The sequence below is a fragment of the Microbacterium halimionae genome, from assembly GCF_011761265.1.
In the GTDB taxonomy this organism is placed as follows: Bacteria; Actinomycetota; Actinomycetes; order Actinomycetales; family Microbacteriaceae; genus Microbacterium; species Microbacterium halimionae.
In genome coordinates this window covers 549390-564606 of record NZ_JAAOZB010000001.1, presented here as the reverse complement: position 1 = coordinate 564606, position 15217 = coordinate 549390, and the positions used below count along the sequence as shown (strand labels likewise).

18 protein-coding genes and 1 pseudogene are annotated in these 15217 nt (G+C 60.1%); 8 read left to right on the top strand and 11 right to left on the bottom strand.

What is annotated here, in order from left to right; translation table 11 throughout:
• Positions 1–5: 5 nt before the first annotated feature.
• A complete protein-coding gene (locus FHS06_RS02650) occupies positions 6–185 on the top strand; it encodes a hypothetical protein (RefSeq protein ID WP_167045129.1) in 180 nt (59 codons plus the stop codon).
• A gap of 143 nt (positions 186–328) precedes the next feature.
• Positions 329–882: pseudogene (locus tag FHS06_RS02645) on the top strand (transposase); the annotation flags it as partial.
• Here FHS06_RS02645 and FHS06_RS02640 read toward each other — a convergent pair.
• A complete protein-coding gene (locus FHS06_RS02640) occupies positions 807–995 on the bottom strand; it encodes a hypothetical protein (RefSeq protein ID WP_167045122.1) in 189 nt (62 codons plus the stop codon). The pseudogene FHS06_RS02645 and the gene FHS06_RS02640 overlap by 76 nt on opposite strands.
• A gap of 158 nt (positions 996–1153) precedes the next feature.
• On the opposite strand from FHS06_RS02640, the gene FHS06_RS02635 reads away from it, so the two are divergent.
• Positions 1154–1582, top strand: a complete 429-nt coding sequence (locus FHS06_RS02635; protein WP_167045119.1) for an NUDIX hydrolase — start codon at positions 1154–1156, stop codon at positions 1580–1582.
• On the opposite strand, the gene FHS06_RS02630 is transcribed toward FHS06_RS02635, so the two are convergent.
• Both FHS06_RS02630 and FHS06_RS02625 read right to left on the bottom strand, forming a co-directional pair.
• Entirely contained in the window at positions 1583–2077 is a 495-nt protein-coding gene (locus FHS06_RS02630) for an aminoacyl-tRNA deacylase (RefSeq protein WP_167045115.1), read from the bottom strand.
• Positions 2078–2085: 8 nt separating this feature from the next.
• Positions 2086–2670 (bottom strand): DNA helicase, encoded by a 585-nt coding sequence (locus FHS06_RS02625; protein ID WP_167045113.1) that lies wholly within the window; start codon positions 2668–2670, stop codon positions 2086–2088.
• 102 nt (positions 2671–2772) lie between these two features.
• Here FHS06_RS02625 and FHS06_RS02620 point away from each other — a divergent pair, with 102 nt between their 5' ends.
• Positions 2773–3330, top strand: a complete 558-nt coding sequence (locus tag FHS06_RS02620) for a peptidylprolyl isomerase (protein WP_165140579.1) — start codon at positions 2773–2775, stop codon at positions 3328–3330.
• A 9-nt stretch (positions 3331–3339) separates the two neighbouring features.
• Positions 3340–4215, top strand: coding sequence for a rhomboid family intramembrane serine protease (locus FHS06_RS02615; RefSeq protein ID WP_167045110.1), 876 nt, complete (start codon positions 3340–3342; stop codon positions 4213–4215).
• An 89-nt stretch (positions 4216–4304) separates the two neighbouring features.
• Here the strand turns inward: FHS06_RS02615 and FHS06_RS02610 are convergent, their stop codons facing one another.
• Positions 4305–4544, bottom strand: a complete 240-nt coding sequence (locus FHS06_RS02610) for a cell division protein CrgA (protein WP_167045107.1) — start codon at positions 4542–4544, stop codon at positions 4305–4307.
• Positions 4545–4598: 54 nt separating this feature from the next.
• On the opposite strand from FHS06_RS02610, the gene FHS06_RS02605 reads away from it, so the two are divergent.
• Genes FHS06_RS02605 through FHS06_RS02595 form a run of 3 tightly spaced genes read left to right on the top strand, consistent with a single transcriptional unit; the run spans position 4599 to position 6194 of the window.
• On the top strand, positions 4599–5396 hold the full coding sequence (locus tag FHS06_RS02605; protein ID WP_167045104.1) for a class E sortase: 798 nt from the start codon (positions 4599–4601) through the stop codon (positions 5394–5396).
• Positions 5396–5551, top strand: coding sequence for a hypothetical protein (locus tag FHS06_RS02600; RefSeq protein ID WP_167045101.1), 156 nt, complete (start codon positions 5396–5398; stop codon positions 5549–5551). Before FHS06_RS02605 ends, FHS06_RS02600 begins: the two co-directional genes overlap by 1 nt.
• A gap of 16 nt (positions 5552–5567) precedes the next feature.
• Positions 5568–6194 carry an anthranilate synthase component II gene (locus FHS06_RS02595; protein ID WP_167047807.1) on the top strand — a complete coding sequence of 209 codons (627 nt, stop codon included), beginning with the start codon at positions 5568–5570 and terminating at the stop codon, positions 6192–6194.
• Positions 6195–6198: 4 nt separating this feature from the next.
• Here FHS06_RS02595 and pknB read toward each other — a convergent pair whose 3' ends face one another.
• The 7 genes from pknB to FHS06_RS02560 all read right to left on the bottom strand — a co-directional run bounded on the left by pknB (position 6199) and on the right by FHS06_RS02560 (position 15065).
• Positions 6199–7890 carry a Stk1 family PASTA domain-containing Ser/Thr kinase gene (gene pknB / locus FHS06_RS02590; RefSeq protein WP_167045098.1) on the bottom strand — a complete coding sequence of 564 codons (1692 nt, stop codon included), beginning with the start codon at positions 7888–7890 and terminating at the stop codon, positions 6199–6201.
• 78 nt (positions 7891–7968) lie between these two features.
• On the bottom strand, positions 7969–9702 hold the full coding sequence (locus FHS06_RS02585) for a serine/threonine-protein kinase (RefSeq protein ID WP_167045095.1): 1734 nt from the start codon (positions 9700–9702) through the stop codon (positions 7969–7971).
• Positions 9699–11156 (bottom strand): peptidoglycan D,D-transpeptidase FtsI family protein, encoded by a 1458-nt coding sequence (locus tag FHS06_RS02580; RefSeq protein WP_167045092.1) that lies wholly within the window; start codon positions 11154–11156, stop codon positions 9699–9701. Before FHS06_RS02580 ends, FHS06_RS02585 begins: the two co-directional genes overlap by 4 nt.
• Positions 11153–12544, bottom strand: a complete 1392-nt coding sequence (locus FHS06_RS02575) for an FtsW/RodA/SpoVE family cell cycle protein (protein WP_167045089.1) — start codon at positions 12542–12544, stop codon at positions 11153–11155. The genes FHS06_RS02580 and FHS06_RS02575 overlap by 4 nt, the downstream gene beginning before the upstream one ends.
• On the bottom strand, positions 12541–13779 hold the full coding sequence (locus FHS06_RS02570; RefSeq protein ID WP_167045086.1) for a Stp1/IreP family PP2C-type Ser/Thr phosphatase: 1239 nt from the start codon (positions 13777–13779) through the stop codon (positions 12541–12543). The genes FHS06_RS02575 and FHS06_RS02570 overlap by 4 nt, the downstream gene beginning before the upstream one ends.
• A gap of 12 nt (positions 13780–13791) precedes the next feature.
• Complete coding sequence (locus tag FHS06_RS02565) at positions 13792–14325, bottom strand: FHA domain-containing protein FhaB/FipA (protein WP_167045083.1); 534 nt, start codon at positions 14323–14325, stop codon at positions 13792–13794.
• The gene (locus FHS06_RS02560) at positions 14322–15065 is read right to left on the bottom strand and encodes an FhaA domain-containing protein (protein ID WP_167045080.1); all 744 of its coding nucleotides are present in this window, start codon (positions 15063–15065) and stop codon (positions 14322–14324) included. Before FHS06_RS02560 ends, FHS06_RS02565 begins: the two co-directional genes overlap by 4 nt.
• Positions 15066–15217 lie beyond the last annotated feature (152 nt).

Genomic DNA, 15217 nt, shown 5'->3' with positions numbered 1-15217 from the left:
CGCTCTTGAAAGCTCTTCTCGTCATCTCGGCGTTGTTCGTAGTCACCAGCATCGTTGCGCTGATCGTCGCGCCCGAGGCGAGACTTTGGGGTCTCATTCTCCTAACCGCATGGTCGACCATCTTCCTGATTACCCTGGTGCGATTTGTGCGTGCAGGACGAGCGAATAGCCGAGACGGAAAATAGCCTCGTCACGGCGATTCCGCGGCCTGGGCTGAAACTCGCCTCGGACGTACAGCGCAACGTTCGTGCTGCAGATTCGCTGGCGAGAAGCCCTCCCTGGTCGAGAACTCAGCGCGGAGACCTAGAGCAAGCCGCGAGATCACACTGGTACCCCTCGCTTCCATGGTGCACCGGATGCGGATGATCTGACCGATGCGCGGAACCGGTTGTGGCTCACCGGTTTCACCGAGCATCGAACCGGTGAGGGCAAGTTGTATCTCTGCGCGGCGAAGGACGTGTTCAGCAACCGCATTGTGGGGTACTCGATCAGCGACCGAGTGAAAGCCCGGCTGGCTGTCAACGCGCTCGAGGACGCGGTCGGTCGCCGCGGAAACCCGGTCGGAGTGATCGTGCATTCGGACGGCGCAATCAGTTTCGATCGCGTCGCTACCGCCGTGCGCTGCGTCGTCAAGAGCTCCTCGGATCGATGGGCAGAGTGGTCGCGTGCGCGGACAATGCGGCGATGGAGAATTGGTTCAGTCTGTTGCAGAAGAACGTTCTCAATCAACACGTGTGGGCCACGCGTGTTGATCTCCGCCTCGCGATCGTCTACTGGATCGAAGCGCGCTAGCACCGGCGCCGACGTCAACGAAGACTCGGGAGGTTGACCCCCATCGAGTTCGAGACCATCATGAAAGACCCTGCCTGTCTGGCCGGATAAGGAAACGAGTCACCCAAAGGCTCAGCATTGCCGAGCCCGTACTGCTCGGACGCTTCGGTGACAGTGAGCTGCTTCGCGACGATCTTCAGGATCACGACCCGGTGTTTGGACATGCATCGAACTGTGACTTATGTCTCACGACATGAGCGACACATCACCTGTGACCTATGTCCTGAAACCAGACAGCCCAGGCTCCACAGTCTTTATCTTTCAGACACCGGATGTTTTTCTCTCAGACACCGCATTGTTGGCCGGACCTAGGCTAAGGGTCATGGACATCCGGGTTGCTGCATACGCGGTCATTGTTGACGATGACGATCGCGTTCTTCTTGCTCACTGGCGCGAGGCTCAGCATTCTTCGTGGACGATGCCTGGGGGCGGCTTGGAGCCCGGCGAGGACCCTGTACTTGCTGCTCGTCGTGAAGTGCGGGAAGAGACCGGCTACGACGTCGAAGTCGGTGACCTACTTGGAATCGACTCTCGAGTGATTCCCGCGCGCAAGCGCATCACGTCAGGCGCAAGCGCGCCCTTGCATACCCTTCGGATCCTTTACCGCGCTCGCATCACCGGCGGTGCGCTCCGCAACGAGATCGGCGGTTCTACCGACCGGGCAGGATGGTTCACACGTACTGAGATCAGCACGCTGAAACGCGTTTCACTCGTTGACGTGGCTCTGTCGATGGCGAGAGACGCCCGGTGATCAGGATGCTGCTGGCGCCTCGTTGCTGATGTCGGCGACGGTAGCCTCTAACGCGCTGAGCAGCGCGTTGCTGTCCACGAACGCGCTGTAGCCGTGCACACCGGCTCCGAGCGCAACAAGGCGATCTCTCACGCGTTCATCGGCGAAGACCGGCCACGCGTGTGAGCTTCCGAGCGGAACTATCGTTCCCCGCTCATAACCTGTGGCAGCCAACGCGATGTCTGGTGAGGGAAGTTGCAGCTTATTGACGCCGACGACGGCACGGAGCTTCGGCCAGGAGATGACTCGGTCGCCGGGAATCAACGCAAAGACGAAAGTGTCATCGCTGCGCTTCACGACAAGAGTTTTCACGATGTCGCGTGGTTCGATCTGCAACGCAGCAGCCGCGGCAACAAGACTGTCGGCCGCTGGCCGAGAAACGAACGTGACATCGAGGCCTAAAACGGCCGCCGCCTCGCTGACGCGGTGCGTCGGCGAGGCGGAAGGCTCAGTCATTTTAGTAATCACGCATCAGGGGCGCGAAGCGGGTCATCAGCAACCCACAACTCGTCATCAGCGCGAAGCGTCTGCCACGCTGCGTACAAAATTCCTGCGGCAGCGAATACTCCCAGAACGATGGCAATGACGCCGCCGGCGCCAATACCCTTCCGCGGGGGCTCGAGCGCAGAAAGCTTGGCCGACAGCTTCTTGGACGCCTTCTTGCCGTACTTGTCGGCAAGCTTTTGATACTTCTTCGCGTCGGGAAGAGCGAGGCCCTTACCTGCGGCGATTCGCTCACGAGTTTCGTTCGCGGCATCCCATACCGACAATGCTGATCCCACTACCGAACCGGTGACGGGAACGACCTTGTCGCTCAGGACGTGCTTGGAATACTTGACGCCCCGGTCTACATACGGCGCAGCGTAGCGATCGTATGAAGCGTGGACGGCAGGAGCAACCTGTTCGCGACCGAAGTGTCCGAGTTGACGGCTGGCTTCGCGGGCGACGTCAGCAGCCTCCCCCACGATCACTTGTTGCGATCCCCACACCTTATTGGCATGGTCTTGAAGCTTACGGAGCTCTTTCTTGCGCTTGCGGCTGAGGCTCACGACGTGTCCTCCCTCTCGCTGGGGGTAATTGTTGTCCCCATCTTGCCAGACCTCACAGGTAGAAACGGCAGGGCTTGCTGCCAACTCTGAGAGAATGTATGCATGCCTGCACATACCGCTGTCGCAACCTTGCACACTAACCACGGCGATATCGTCGTCAACCTCTTCGGAGATCACGCACCACGTACGGTGCAGAACTTCATCGGACTCTCTGACGGAACAACCTCCTGGACGAACCCAGCCACCGGTCAACCCGGTGAGGGCGCGCTCTACAGTGACGTTGTTTTTCATCGGATCATCCCGAACTTCATGATTCAGGGTGGCGACCCGCTCGGTCAGGGAACCGGTGGACCCGGCTACAACTTCAATGATGAGATTCACCCCGAGCTCACGTTTGAGGCCCCGTACAAGCTCGCCATGGCGAACGCCGGCCTACGTCGGAACGCAATCACTGGCGCTGCCGAGGGAACCAACGGCTCGCAGTTTTTCATCACTACTGACCCGACACCGTGGCTCCAGGGAAAGCACAGCATCTTCGGTGAAGTAGCCGACGATGCGTCACGTGCCGTTGTGGATGCAATCGCTGCAGTTCCCACGGCTGCTGGTGACCGCCCGGTATCCCCCGTCGTGCTCTCCTCGGTCGACATCGAAACCGTCTGACTCCCGGCCGTGACCTCGACCGAGTTCACTCGAAACACCGAGAATTTTTGCTATCGGCATCCCGATCGCCAAAGTTTTGTGTTGTGTCAACGGTGCTTGCGAACAATCTGTCCTGAGTGCCAGACGCAAGCAGCGGTCGGGGTCATCTGCCCGGAGTGCATGAAAGAGCAAGTCCGTGCTCAGACACCGGCACAGCGCACGGCGCAGCGCCGATGGAGCCGCCGGCCTTCAGGCTCTGTAGCCGTAGGTGGACGACCGGTAGTTACGTACTCGATCATCGGCGTCACGGTTGCTGTTTTTCTTCTGCAGTTGCTCACGGGCGGAGCAGTTGACCAGTGGCTCGCGTTCTACGCTCCCTGGCTCTACCCCAGCGTGACTGGTGTTTTTGAGCCATGGCGCATTCTCACCGGTGCACTCGTTCACTCCGGCTTCTGGCATATCGGACTGAATATGCTCGCGCTCTGGATGATCGGAAGATCCCTTGAGCCGCTGCTCGGCCGTTGGCGGTTTCTGACGCTCTATGTAGTCGGAGCGCTGGGTGGCTCGGTCGCGGTGGCACTCTTGGCATTCACTACACCTGTGGTGGGAGCATCCGGTGCGATCTTCGCTTTATTTGGTGCGCTCGTCGTCATCGGTCGGCACATCGGCGCCGAAGTCAAAGGCATCATGATCGTGCTGGGAATCAACCTTGTGATCGGCTTTCTCCCCGGTTTCGGAATCTCCTGGCAGGCGCACGTCGGCGGTCTCGTTGCGGGTGCGTTGCTCGGGCTCATCTACGCACGCACGCGCCGAGCATCTCAGCTCGGTTGGCAGATAGCGTTGACCGTTTTGCTGGTGGCCGCGCTCATCGGCCTACTCGTACTCGCACCACTTATCTGGGTGTAGCCGAAAGTTATCCACAGATTCATCCACACATGGGGATGAATCACACGGGTGTAATTCGGTGTTCTCACTCTGTCGAGCGAGATTTCACCTCAACGCCATCTCGTGGTCATCAAGAAACCGATAAAGGCGATACCGAAGCCAATTACCAAGTTCCACGCACCCACCCCCGGAATCGGGTACAGAGTGCCACTCAGGTAGAAGACGAGCACCCATACCAGCCCCACGAGCATCAAGCCGAGCATGATGGGCTTGAACCACACAGGGTTGGGTGCGGCCTCGCCGGATGGGCGTTCTTCGAACTGATCGTCGTCCTTCACGGGTCGTGCCATGCAGTCATTGTATCGGGCAGATTCCGTTCAGTTGGCTCAGGTTAGAATCCTGCTGTGACGGATGTCGAGAACGCACCTCTTCGACGCGATCGCACGCGTCCTCCCGCGGGTCGCCCGCGTCGTCGAACGAGCGTGCTCGGTGTGATCGGTGAGCTCTTCATCACCGTCGGACTCATCGCTCTGCTTTACGTTGCGTGGCAGATGTGGATCGGCGATCTTATCTACGGCGCGGAGGCATCAGCTGAAGCCCAGAGCCTGTCGGAGCAGTGGCAACAGGACTACGAGCAGTCTGCGCCCGCCAGCCCGTCACCTTCGGAGACTGCTGAGGCGCCCGTGACGACAGTCGACCCGATCGTGCTCCCGACTGCCGCGGATGCCGAAACTTTCGCGACGATGTACGTTCCTCGATTCGGCTCCGACTATGCGTATGAAGTTGCCGGCGGGGTTACTCGCGAACGCACACTTGATACTGTGCGCATCGGGCATTATTCGGATACTCCGATGCCAGGGGCGGTGGGAAACGTTTCGCTTGCGGCGCATCGAACAACCTACGGAAAGCCTTTCAATCAGATCGCCGACCTCCATGTCGGCGATGCGATCGTGATCGAGGTTGAAGAGGGCTGGTACACGTATCGCTTCCGGACCCTCGAATACGTGACACCTGATTCAAGTGACGTTCTCCTCCCCGTGCCCCAGCAAGAGGGGGTCGAGGCGAATGGCCGTTACCTGACCATGACAAGCTGCTCCCCGATGTACAACCTGACTGAACGAATTATCGCGTACAGCGTGTTTGAATCCTTTACTCCGCGGAGCGCTGGCGAACCTGCTGCACTGACCGAAGGACTCAGCTGATGTACGGGGCACTGTGGCGAATTCTTCCGGGACCCTGGTGGGTTCGAGTCATCCTGCTATTGATTCTTCTTGCCGCCGTCGTCTACGGCCTGTTTTTCTACGTGTTCCCGTGGGTGAGCACGTTTGTGAACCCGCAGGAGGTCACGGTCGAGTGAGCTGCAGCTCGTGACTATGCGCGTCTTGGTTGTCGACAACCACGACAGCTTCGTACACACGCTCTGCGGCTACCTCGAAGAGCTCGGGGCGGTCATTGACCTCGTCGAAGCTGACACCCTGGCAGTTGCTGATCTTGCGGCGCTGTGTCAGGGATACGGGGGTGTCGTCATCTCACCGGGCCCGGGTGCGCCCGAGAGCGCAACCTCGGCGCTTAAGGTCGCTCACGTCGCGGCAGAAGTGGGCGTTCCAGTGCTCGGAGTCTGCCTCGGGCATCAAATCATCGCGGTCGCATGTGGCGCCGAAGTGTCGCAGTCGGACGAACTCGTTCATGGAATGACCTCCGCCATTCATCACAATGGAAAAGGCGTTTTCGCCGGGCTTCCGTCGCCATTCCACGCGACGAGGTACCACTCTCTCACCGTCGATCCCAGAACTATCGGTGCCGACCTCGAAATTACGGCCACCGCGGATTCCGGAGTAGTGATGGGGATTTCACACCGCAGCCTCCCCGTACAGGGCGTGCAGTTTCACCCCGAGAGCGTGCTTACCGAGTACGGCTACCTTCTGCTCGGTAACTGGCTCGAGACGGCCGGTATGGCGGGGGCCGCCGCTCGCGGAGCACACCTCAAACCACTCAGGTGAGCAACTAACCGGAGCAAGAAGTGAGCGTCACGGTCGAATGTATGTCGACCTCGCCGGGAGCAAGTGACTGCACTGAGACCGTTCGTGGGTTTGTTGCGGCGCACTCGGGGTCGTCGGCAGTCTCAACGATCAGCCCGAGGTCTTCCAGACCGCGAGTGGCCGCATCGATCGTGTAACCGGTCACATCGACGAGTACCACTCGGCCCGTCGCTACAACCATGTTCACAATTGTTCCGGGCGGCACCTCGCTGTCAGCGCGTGCCGATGCCGAGATGACAGTCCCGGCTGCCAGATCCGCGTCATTTTGCGGCGTGATCGTGCCGACCTTCAAGCCAGCCGCTTCTAGCGCGGTCCGCGCGTCGGCTTCAGTGAGGCCTTCGAGGGTCGGAACCTCAGCCAGCTCTTGTCCTATCGAAACGTAGACCGTCACCGTCTCTCCCGGAGTAACGGTGACCCCCGCTTCGGGGTCAGTGCGGACCACATTGCCTTCGGCGACGCTTTCACTCGATTCTTTCCGCGTCAGCGTTTCCAAGTCTTCGTCTTCGAGCGTCGTAATGGCGCGATCCACAGACATTTGCGAGACATCGGGAACAACACGGGCTGAATCTGGGATTGTCTCACCGCGCGGCAACGATACAACCCAGATCAACACCGAAATGAGGAGAACCGCCAGTACCGCCACGCCCGCCCAGATCCATGCAACGGGGGGACCTGCTTGAGTACGGGGCATCGTCGTGTCGGTGGAGAGCTGACGAAGCGAACGGGCTGTCTCCGCTGCGTGACGGGGATTCGGGCCGTACAGTTCGCTTGTGAGCGTGCCCAACTGACGCTTGGACGGATTCTTGCCCTGGACTGCGGCCACGAGGGCGCTTCGGAAACTCGGAGCATCCTGAAAGCGCTGGTAGGGGTCTTTTGCGAGCGCCCGCATAACCAGCGCATCGAGGCCGCGTGGAATATCTTCAGCGACCTCGGACGGAGCGATAGGGGCTTCACTGACGTGCTGGTAAGCCACAGCGACCGGAGACTCACCCCGGAAAGGTTGCCGGCCGGTCAGCAATTCGTAAAGCACAACACCCGTGGAGTACAGGTCGGCACGAGTGTCTACTGACTCACCCTTGGCTTGCTCAGGGGAAAAATAGGCCGCAGTACCCAGAATCGTCGTCGTTTCAGCGACAGTCGATGACGAATCCGATACGGCACGAGCGATACCGAAATCCATCACTTTCACATTGCCCGAGGCCGTGATCATGACGTTTCCAGGCTTGATATCACGGTGGACGACGCCGGCTCGATGGGAGTACTCAAGCGCTTCAAGGATGCCGTCGACGTAGCTCAACGTGTCTGCAAGCGGAACCGGACCACCCGCGATGATGTTCTTCAGTAGCTCACCATGGACAAGTTCCATGACGATGTAAGGCACCGGGACCGTTTTGCCTTCGGGTGTGACTTCAGAATCTTCGCCCGCATCGAAAACGCGCACGATCGACGGGTGCGCCATGCGCGACGCCGCTTGAGCCTCAAGCCTAAAGCGGGTTCGAAACGCGGAGTCCGCAGCAAGTTCGGGCTTCAAGAGCTTGATCGCGACCTCGCGGCCCAGTGTTGCGTCGTAGCCCCGGTAGACACTCGCCATGCCGCCAGTTCCGATGAGTTCATCGACCCGGTAGCGCTCCGAAAGTAGTCGCGGATCAGCTGTCACGGTCACTCCCTGGGTGGATCGTATTCAGCCTAACGGACGACTGCTGAGGGTATGCCCAACCGATATACCGGAGACAGTTCAGGGCGTCGAAGTCGGCGTCGGTGTCGGCGCTACAGCTTGTACCTGAAGTGTTGCTTCTTCAGAGGACGGTGACGTCCGCGCTTCGGTACTGGAACCCCCGACACATGAGACCGTGTAAGTGACAATGACTGTCTGGCCCTCGGTACCGGTGATCTGCAAATCGGCGCTGCGCTCACCAGAACCGAAGGATGCCGTGGACTGTCCAGTTGCGGGGAACACACCGTTCGTGGCAGTGAGGTCATACGAACTCACGGAACCGGTTCCGGACGGGCAGGTGTAGCCGGGCCAGGTGACCTGAACTGACGTACCTGTGACAGCACTTTCGGGCATCGACGGCGCGCCCGGAGACCCGAGTTCAACTTCACCGCCATAGACGGTCAACGTGATGATCGTTCCCTCGGGCACATTTCCCGTCGGGTTCACCTCGTAGACAACGCCGACGCTTTCGGCGTTCGGGGCACTGTTTCCAGCTGTGCAGTTGGCGGCAAGTCCTGCTTCGCTAAGCCTCGCCGAAGCATCGTCGCATGTGAGGCCGTCGAGCCCCAGCGAATTGACACTCACTGTTGAGGAGGATGGCGTCGAACTCGGAGTCGTTTGGGACGGTGCGGGCTTCGATGCTGACGTGGAAGCCGACGCTGAGGGATCAGTGTCAGAACCTTGGTTGCCGAACAGCGCGAAGACTGTGCCACCTAAGACAATGAGTAACAGCACCACAAGCGCGACAAGAGGCCAAGTCCAAGGGCTGCGCTTCTTTTTCTTCGCAGGCTCACCCGTTTCGGCTTCCATGTCGGCACTCGGCATGAGCTGCGTCGCGGCCCCAGTCGCACCTGCTGATGCGAGGAGCTGAGTTGCCGCGTCAGTTTCGAGCACGCCATCAGCGACAGCGGGCACGGCACTCGCTGCAGCAGCAACGTCGCCACGGCGAAGAGCAGCTGCGGCGCGCGATACCGCAGCGGCAGTGGATGGACGATCTTCGGGCTTCTTCGTGATCATCGCCATCACGAGGTTCTGCACCGGCGCCGCGATTGTCGGCGGGAGTGGTGGCGCTTGCTCGTTGATCTGCGCCATAGCGATCGCTACTTGCGACTCGCCAGTGAATGGACGCTTGCCCGCGAGGCATTCGTACGCAACGATTCCGAGCGAATAGATGTCAGTCGAGGGCGATGCCGCGTGCCCAGACGCTTGCTCTGGTGAGAGGTACTGGACGGTACCCATTACTTGGCCGGTGGCCGTCAGTGGAACCTGATCGGCGATGCGGGCAATACCGAAGTCAGTGATCTTGACGCGACCGTCGGGCGTGATCAGAAGGTTTCCGGGCTTGATGTCGCGGTGGACCAGACCGGCGGCGTGCGCGGCCTGAAGGGCGGCGGCTGTTTGGGCGACAATGTCGAGCGTTTTGTCGCTCGACAGCGAACCGTCGCGCTCCAGGATGGTTGAGAGAGCTTCACCAGGAACGAGTTCCATGACGAGAAAAGCGCTGCCGTTCTCTTCGCCATAATCGAAGACACTGGCGATTCCTTCATGGTTCACAAGCGCTGCGTGCCGAGCCTCGGCGCGAAAACGCTCGAGGAAGCCCGGGTCGCCCATGTACTCGTCTTTGAGGATCTTGATGGCGACGGTCCGGCCGATAACGTGGTCGTTGGCCTCCCATACTTCGCCCATGCCGCCGATTGCGATCCGCGAATCCAGTTCATAGCGGCCGCCGAAGGTCACACCCTGTGTCGGTCTCATTTACCTAGCACCGCCTCCATGACCTTTTTCGCGATGGGCGCCGCGATCGTATTTCCCGTGCCCGTTTGTCCTTGACCGCCACCGTCTTCGATGACGACCGCAACTGCGACCTCTGGGTCGTCTGCGGGCGCAAAGCCGGTGAACCACAAGGTGTATGGGTCATCTGACCCATTCTCTGCGGTACCGGTCTTACCGGCCACCTTGACGCCATCTATTCTTGCATTCGATGCGGCACCGTTATCGACATTAGCGATCATCATTTGCACCATCTCCGTTGCGAGGTCCTCTTCGAGTGCCCGGCCATATTCACTGTCTTCGTAGGTTTGCTGCACCGAAAGATCAGGCGCAATGACTTCGTCAACCATTCGTGGGTTCATGACGATGCCATCATTCGCTATTCCGGCAGAAACCATCGCCATCTGAAGAGGCGTCGCCCGGACGTCGCCCTGGCCGAATCCGGTGAGTGCGGTTTTATCGGCACTGAGCCCTCGGGGGTACGTAGATGCTGTCGATTCGAGCGGCATCGAGAACGAAGAATTGAACCCATACTTCTCGGCCTCTTCGAGGATCGCGTCGTCACCCAGTTTCACAGCCAGCTGCGCCATCGGTATGTTGCAGCTCAGTCGCAGGGCATCGGCGATTGTCACGGTTTCACCGCTGCCGCATGTGCCGCCGCCGGCGTTGCGAATCGCGGTGCTGGTTCCAGGAAGCGTGTAGGTGGCGAGGTTCGGAAGCGTCGATTCCGGGGTGAAGTCATCGGAGGCGAGCGCCGCCGAGACAACGACGAGCTTGAAGGTCGAGCCGGGTGGGTTCAAGTTTCCGGCGATGGCCCGGTTGTAAAGCGGGTGATTCACCGCTGCGTCGAGCTCGGCATATGTAGATTGCACGGCGTTTGTATCGTGTGACGCGAGCAGGTTGGTGTCGTAGCTCGGCGTCGACGCCATCGCGAGCACGCGCCCGGTTGATGGCTCGATCGCGATCACGGCGCCTTGCAGATCACCGAGAGCTTCGTAGGCCGCACGTTGCACATCAGAATCCAACGACAGTACGACGTTTGACCCCTGCGGCGACTGACCGGTGAAGATCTGATCAATGCGATCGAGAAATTGCGAACTACCCGTGCCTGAAAGCTCCTGATTCATCGACTGCTCGATACCTGTCGCTGACCCGAGAGCGGGGTTGATGTACCCAGTAACTGGCGCCCACATGTCGGCGTCGGTGTAGACACGTTGCCAGCTGAATACATCGTCCGATGGTTCGGAGGACGCGATGGCGCTGCCGCTCGCGATGATTGATCCGCGCTGCACTTCGTAGGAATCGTAGAGTGAGCGGGTATTCCGGTCGTTGTTGGCGAGTGAGTCGGTGTCAACCACCTGAATCCAACTCGTTGAACCGAACAGCACGAGGAACATAGCGAGCATCAGGATGCTCAGCCGTTTCAATTCTTTTGTCATCCGATCACCGCCCTTGGTCGGGTGCGCACAGAGTCAGAAATGCGAAGAAGAATTGCGACGATCAACCAGTTTGCGATCAGCGAAGAACCACCCGCCGCCAGGAACGGCGTTGTGAGACCGGTGAGCGGGATGACGCGGGTCACGCCACCAACCATGATGAACACCTGCAGCGCGACAGTGAACGACAACCCCGTAGCGAGGAGTTTGCCGAAGTCATCCTGACCGGCAAGCCCAATACGAAGACCGCGGCTCGCGAGCACCATATACAGACACAGAATCGCGAAGACCCCGATGAGTCCGAGTTCTTCTCCCAGGCTCGGCAGGATGTAGTCGCTCTGTGAAAGTGGCGTGATGTAGGGGCGACCCTGCCCAAGGCCCGTGCCGATGAGTCCCCCGTGTGCGAGTCCAAAGATTCCCTGCACGAGCTGGTAACTTCCGCCCGGAGCATCGATGACAGCGGGATTGAAGGCATCCAGCCAGTTCGTGAAACGCCATCCCACGTAGGTGAGGATTTGCGAAGCCAGCACTGCGCCGGCGACTGCGAGGCCAAGACCGATGAGCACCCAACTTGTCTTGCCGGTCGCGACGTACAGCATGGCGACGAACATGCCGAAGATCAGGAGACCCGTTCCAAGGTCGCGTTGCAGCACGATTGTGCCGAGAGAAATGAGCCAGATCACCAAGAGCGGACCGAGCTCGCGTGCGCGTGGCCAGGTCATCCCCAGAAAGCGCGTCCCGACAGATGTCAGGCTTTCTCGCGTGCGCACGAGGTATCCAGCGAAGAAGATTGCCAGCGCAATCTTGGCGAGCTCACCTGGCTGGAAAGAGAAGAAGCCCACTGATACCCAAACATCTGCGTTTGCATCGGTGCCAAGGCCCGGGACGAAAGGCAACACCAGCAGCGCGACACCCGCAAAACCCGCGACGTAGGTGTAGCGAAAGAGGATTCGATAGTTGCGAAGCAAAAGCACGACGGCGATAGCGAGTACGAGCGCGATGGCAGTCCAGGCAAGTTGCTTGATCGCGAAGGAATCCCAGCCTTCGGCGTTATCGGCGATGTCGATGCGATAGATCATCGCGATACCGAGCCCGGTCAAGAGGGTTGCTATCGGCAGTAGAAATGGATCGGCGTCGCGCGCGAAGATTCGCAGCAGAATATGGATGACGAGGGTGAGCACCGATACGGCGCCGCCATAGATGAGGAAGCTTGCATCAATGGCGCCGAGCGCGCCGAGTTGCACGAGCGCCACGGCCCCGGCGTTAATTACGAAGGCGAAGAGCAGCAACCACATCTCGCGATTGCGAAGCGTTTGCGGCACTCGCATCTTGCGAAGCGCCCGCAGGACTGCGGTGTCGGCGGCGGGTGCGTCAGAAACGGGTGCGGTCATCCGGCAGCCTCCTCTTGCGGTTCGAGGCGGTCAACGATCAGCTTGGCGTCGGAGAGCGATCGCGCTGAGATGGTGTTCTCAACCTTGTTTCGGTCGAAGTCGCTGAGGTCAGCCAGCGCGATGCCGGTCTCTTCGTACGCACTCGACAGTGCGATAGGGCCAATGCTTTGCTGTACGCCGCGATAGATGACGACTGAATCGTCATCCGCACCGATGTAGTAGCGCGTCTGCGACCAGCTGTATCCGGCGAAAAGGCCAGCGGCGATTGCGGCGAGAACGAGTACGAGACCTGTGATCCACACCACGCGACGCCTGCGGGCGCGCCTGCGGTCTTCATCGATGAGCTCTTCAAGATACTCCGGTGCCGGCTCGAAGTGCGACGGTTCGTTCGCGGCCTGGCGTCCGGGGTGAAGCCAGGATGACCTGCCGGGGCGTGCGGCCGGTACTTCTATACCGACCGGATTCGATGCCGAACCGACGACCGTGGCTGTGCCAGAAACGACGGGATGCTGGCCCCCCACATCGACCAGCACGATGGTGACGTTGTCGGGTGCGCCCGCATCGAGCGCGAGCTTGAGGAGTGCATCGGCAGTGCCGCCGGGGGCAAGGCCCTGATCGAGCACCTTCGACGTCTGCGCGTCATCCACCACTCCACACAGGCCATCGGAGCACAGCAGCCAGCGGTCGCCGGGCTGGGTCGGCATGATGAACGTGTCGACTTCGGGGTCGGGGTCCATGTCGCCCAGAACTCGCATGAGAACGGAGCGGCGTGGGTGGTACCTTGCCTCTTCGGGTGTGATGCGACCAGAATCGACAAGTCGCTGCACGAACGTGTGGTCGGTCGTAATCTGCGTCAGCGCGTTATCGCGGTAAAGGTAGATACGAGAGTCGCCGATGTGAGCGATGACCGCGTAATCATCAACCATGACGAGCGCGCTGACGGTCGTGCCCATGCCTGCGAGCTCGGGCTTCACCTGCACCGTGTCGATGATGTCGCCTGCGGTGTCGACGATCGCCGTCTGAAGTGCGTGCTCCGCATCCGATGTCGATCCGTAGGGATGATCGAGATCTTCGAGCCGATGGACCGCCAGGCTCGACGCGACATCGCCGCCGGCGTGGCCACCCATACCGTCGGCGACAACGAAGAGATTGGAGCCCGAATACCCCGAATCTTGGTTGTTCGAGCGCACTTTCCCGGTATGGGAAAGTGCTGCACTCGAGCCTTGGAAAACCATCGAGGGAATCCGCTACTTCCGCAGTTCGAAGGTGGTCGCCCCGACCTTGAGCGGAGCCCCAGCGGTAATCGGAACCGGAGAAGTCACGCGTTCACCGTCATGCCAGGATCCATTCGTTGAGTCAAGGTCCTGGAACATCCATTGGTCGCCCCACAAGAGGAGTCGAGCGTGATGACTCGATGTGTAGTCGTCACGGATGACGAGCCCAGACTCGCTGGAACGCCCAATCGTGAGCGCTTCGGTACCCAGTGAGATCTCAAGTCCGGTCTTTGGTCCGCTGGTGATCACAATGCGCGAAACACTTTCGGTTGTGGCTTTCTCTCGACGCCCGCCCTTCTCTTTCGAAGGGGGCGGAGGCGACACGACCGGCGCCGTCGCGTCCTTTGCACCGGCGGTCGGTGCTGCTGCAGCAGGCGCTGCTTGCGGCATCCGTCGCACCTTGGTGCCGAACAGGTCGGCGCGAAGTGAGTAGACGACTGCGAAGACGAAGAACCAGAGCAGCAGAAGGAAACCGATGCGAAGAAGAAGCAGAGTGAGTTCACTCATGTGAGCGGGCCCCCATCCCCGGTAGTGAAGGCTCGCGTGGCATCTGAAACGCCATCTGCGGGTGGCCGACGAGCGACAGTCTGTGGCACAACGCGAAAGACGATATTCGTTCGCCCGATGGTGACCGTCGATTCCGGAGTGAGACGCGCTTCCTTCACGGGATTTCCATTGAGCTTCGTGCCGTTCGTCGACTGCAGATCTCGGACCATGGCACGTTCGCCATCCCACAGGATCTCGACGTGACGTCGGCTTGTTCCGGTGTCGGCGATGGTGATGTCTGCGTCGCTGCCGCGGCCGATGACGGTGCGCGCTGAAGTCAGCGGGTGACGAGTGCCCCCGATATCGACGACAGCCTGCCAGGAAACCTGCCCTTCGGCGGACCGCGAGTCAACGCGCAAGGTTCCGGTCGATAGCGTCTCGTCACGCAAGACACTGATCGAAACGGGACCTGCGAAGGAGTACCCCTGTGACGTCGCGTGCTTTTGGACGAGCGCGTTCAGCTCGTCGCCGAGAGCTGGGCCGAGCGCGTTCATCTTCGTGTCGTCGACGGTAGAAAGGCGTACCTCGAATGAGTTTGGAACAAGGATGCGGTCGCGACTGACTACTGCCGCCTTCTTGTCCATCTCGCTCCGCAGGGCAGAGGCGATCTCAACGGGCTGAATACCGCTGCGAAAGGTCTTCGCGAAGGCGCCATTAACGGCGCGTTCGAGACCTTTCTCGAAACTGTCAAGTAGTCCCACGTGACTCCTCAGGCAGGCGATCGGTGGCTATATCGTAGTTGGCTCGGCTGGATGTGCGGTGCAACGTCGCTCCGAAGCATGTCACGTCATGGCGCGAGTGACCTTGTCCGGTTAGAAGACGGGCGCGCGCGCCGTGATATCCTCGTGAGGTT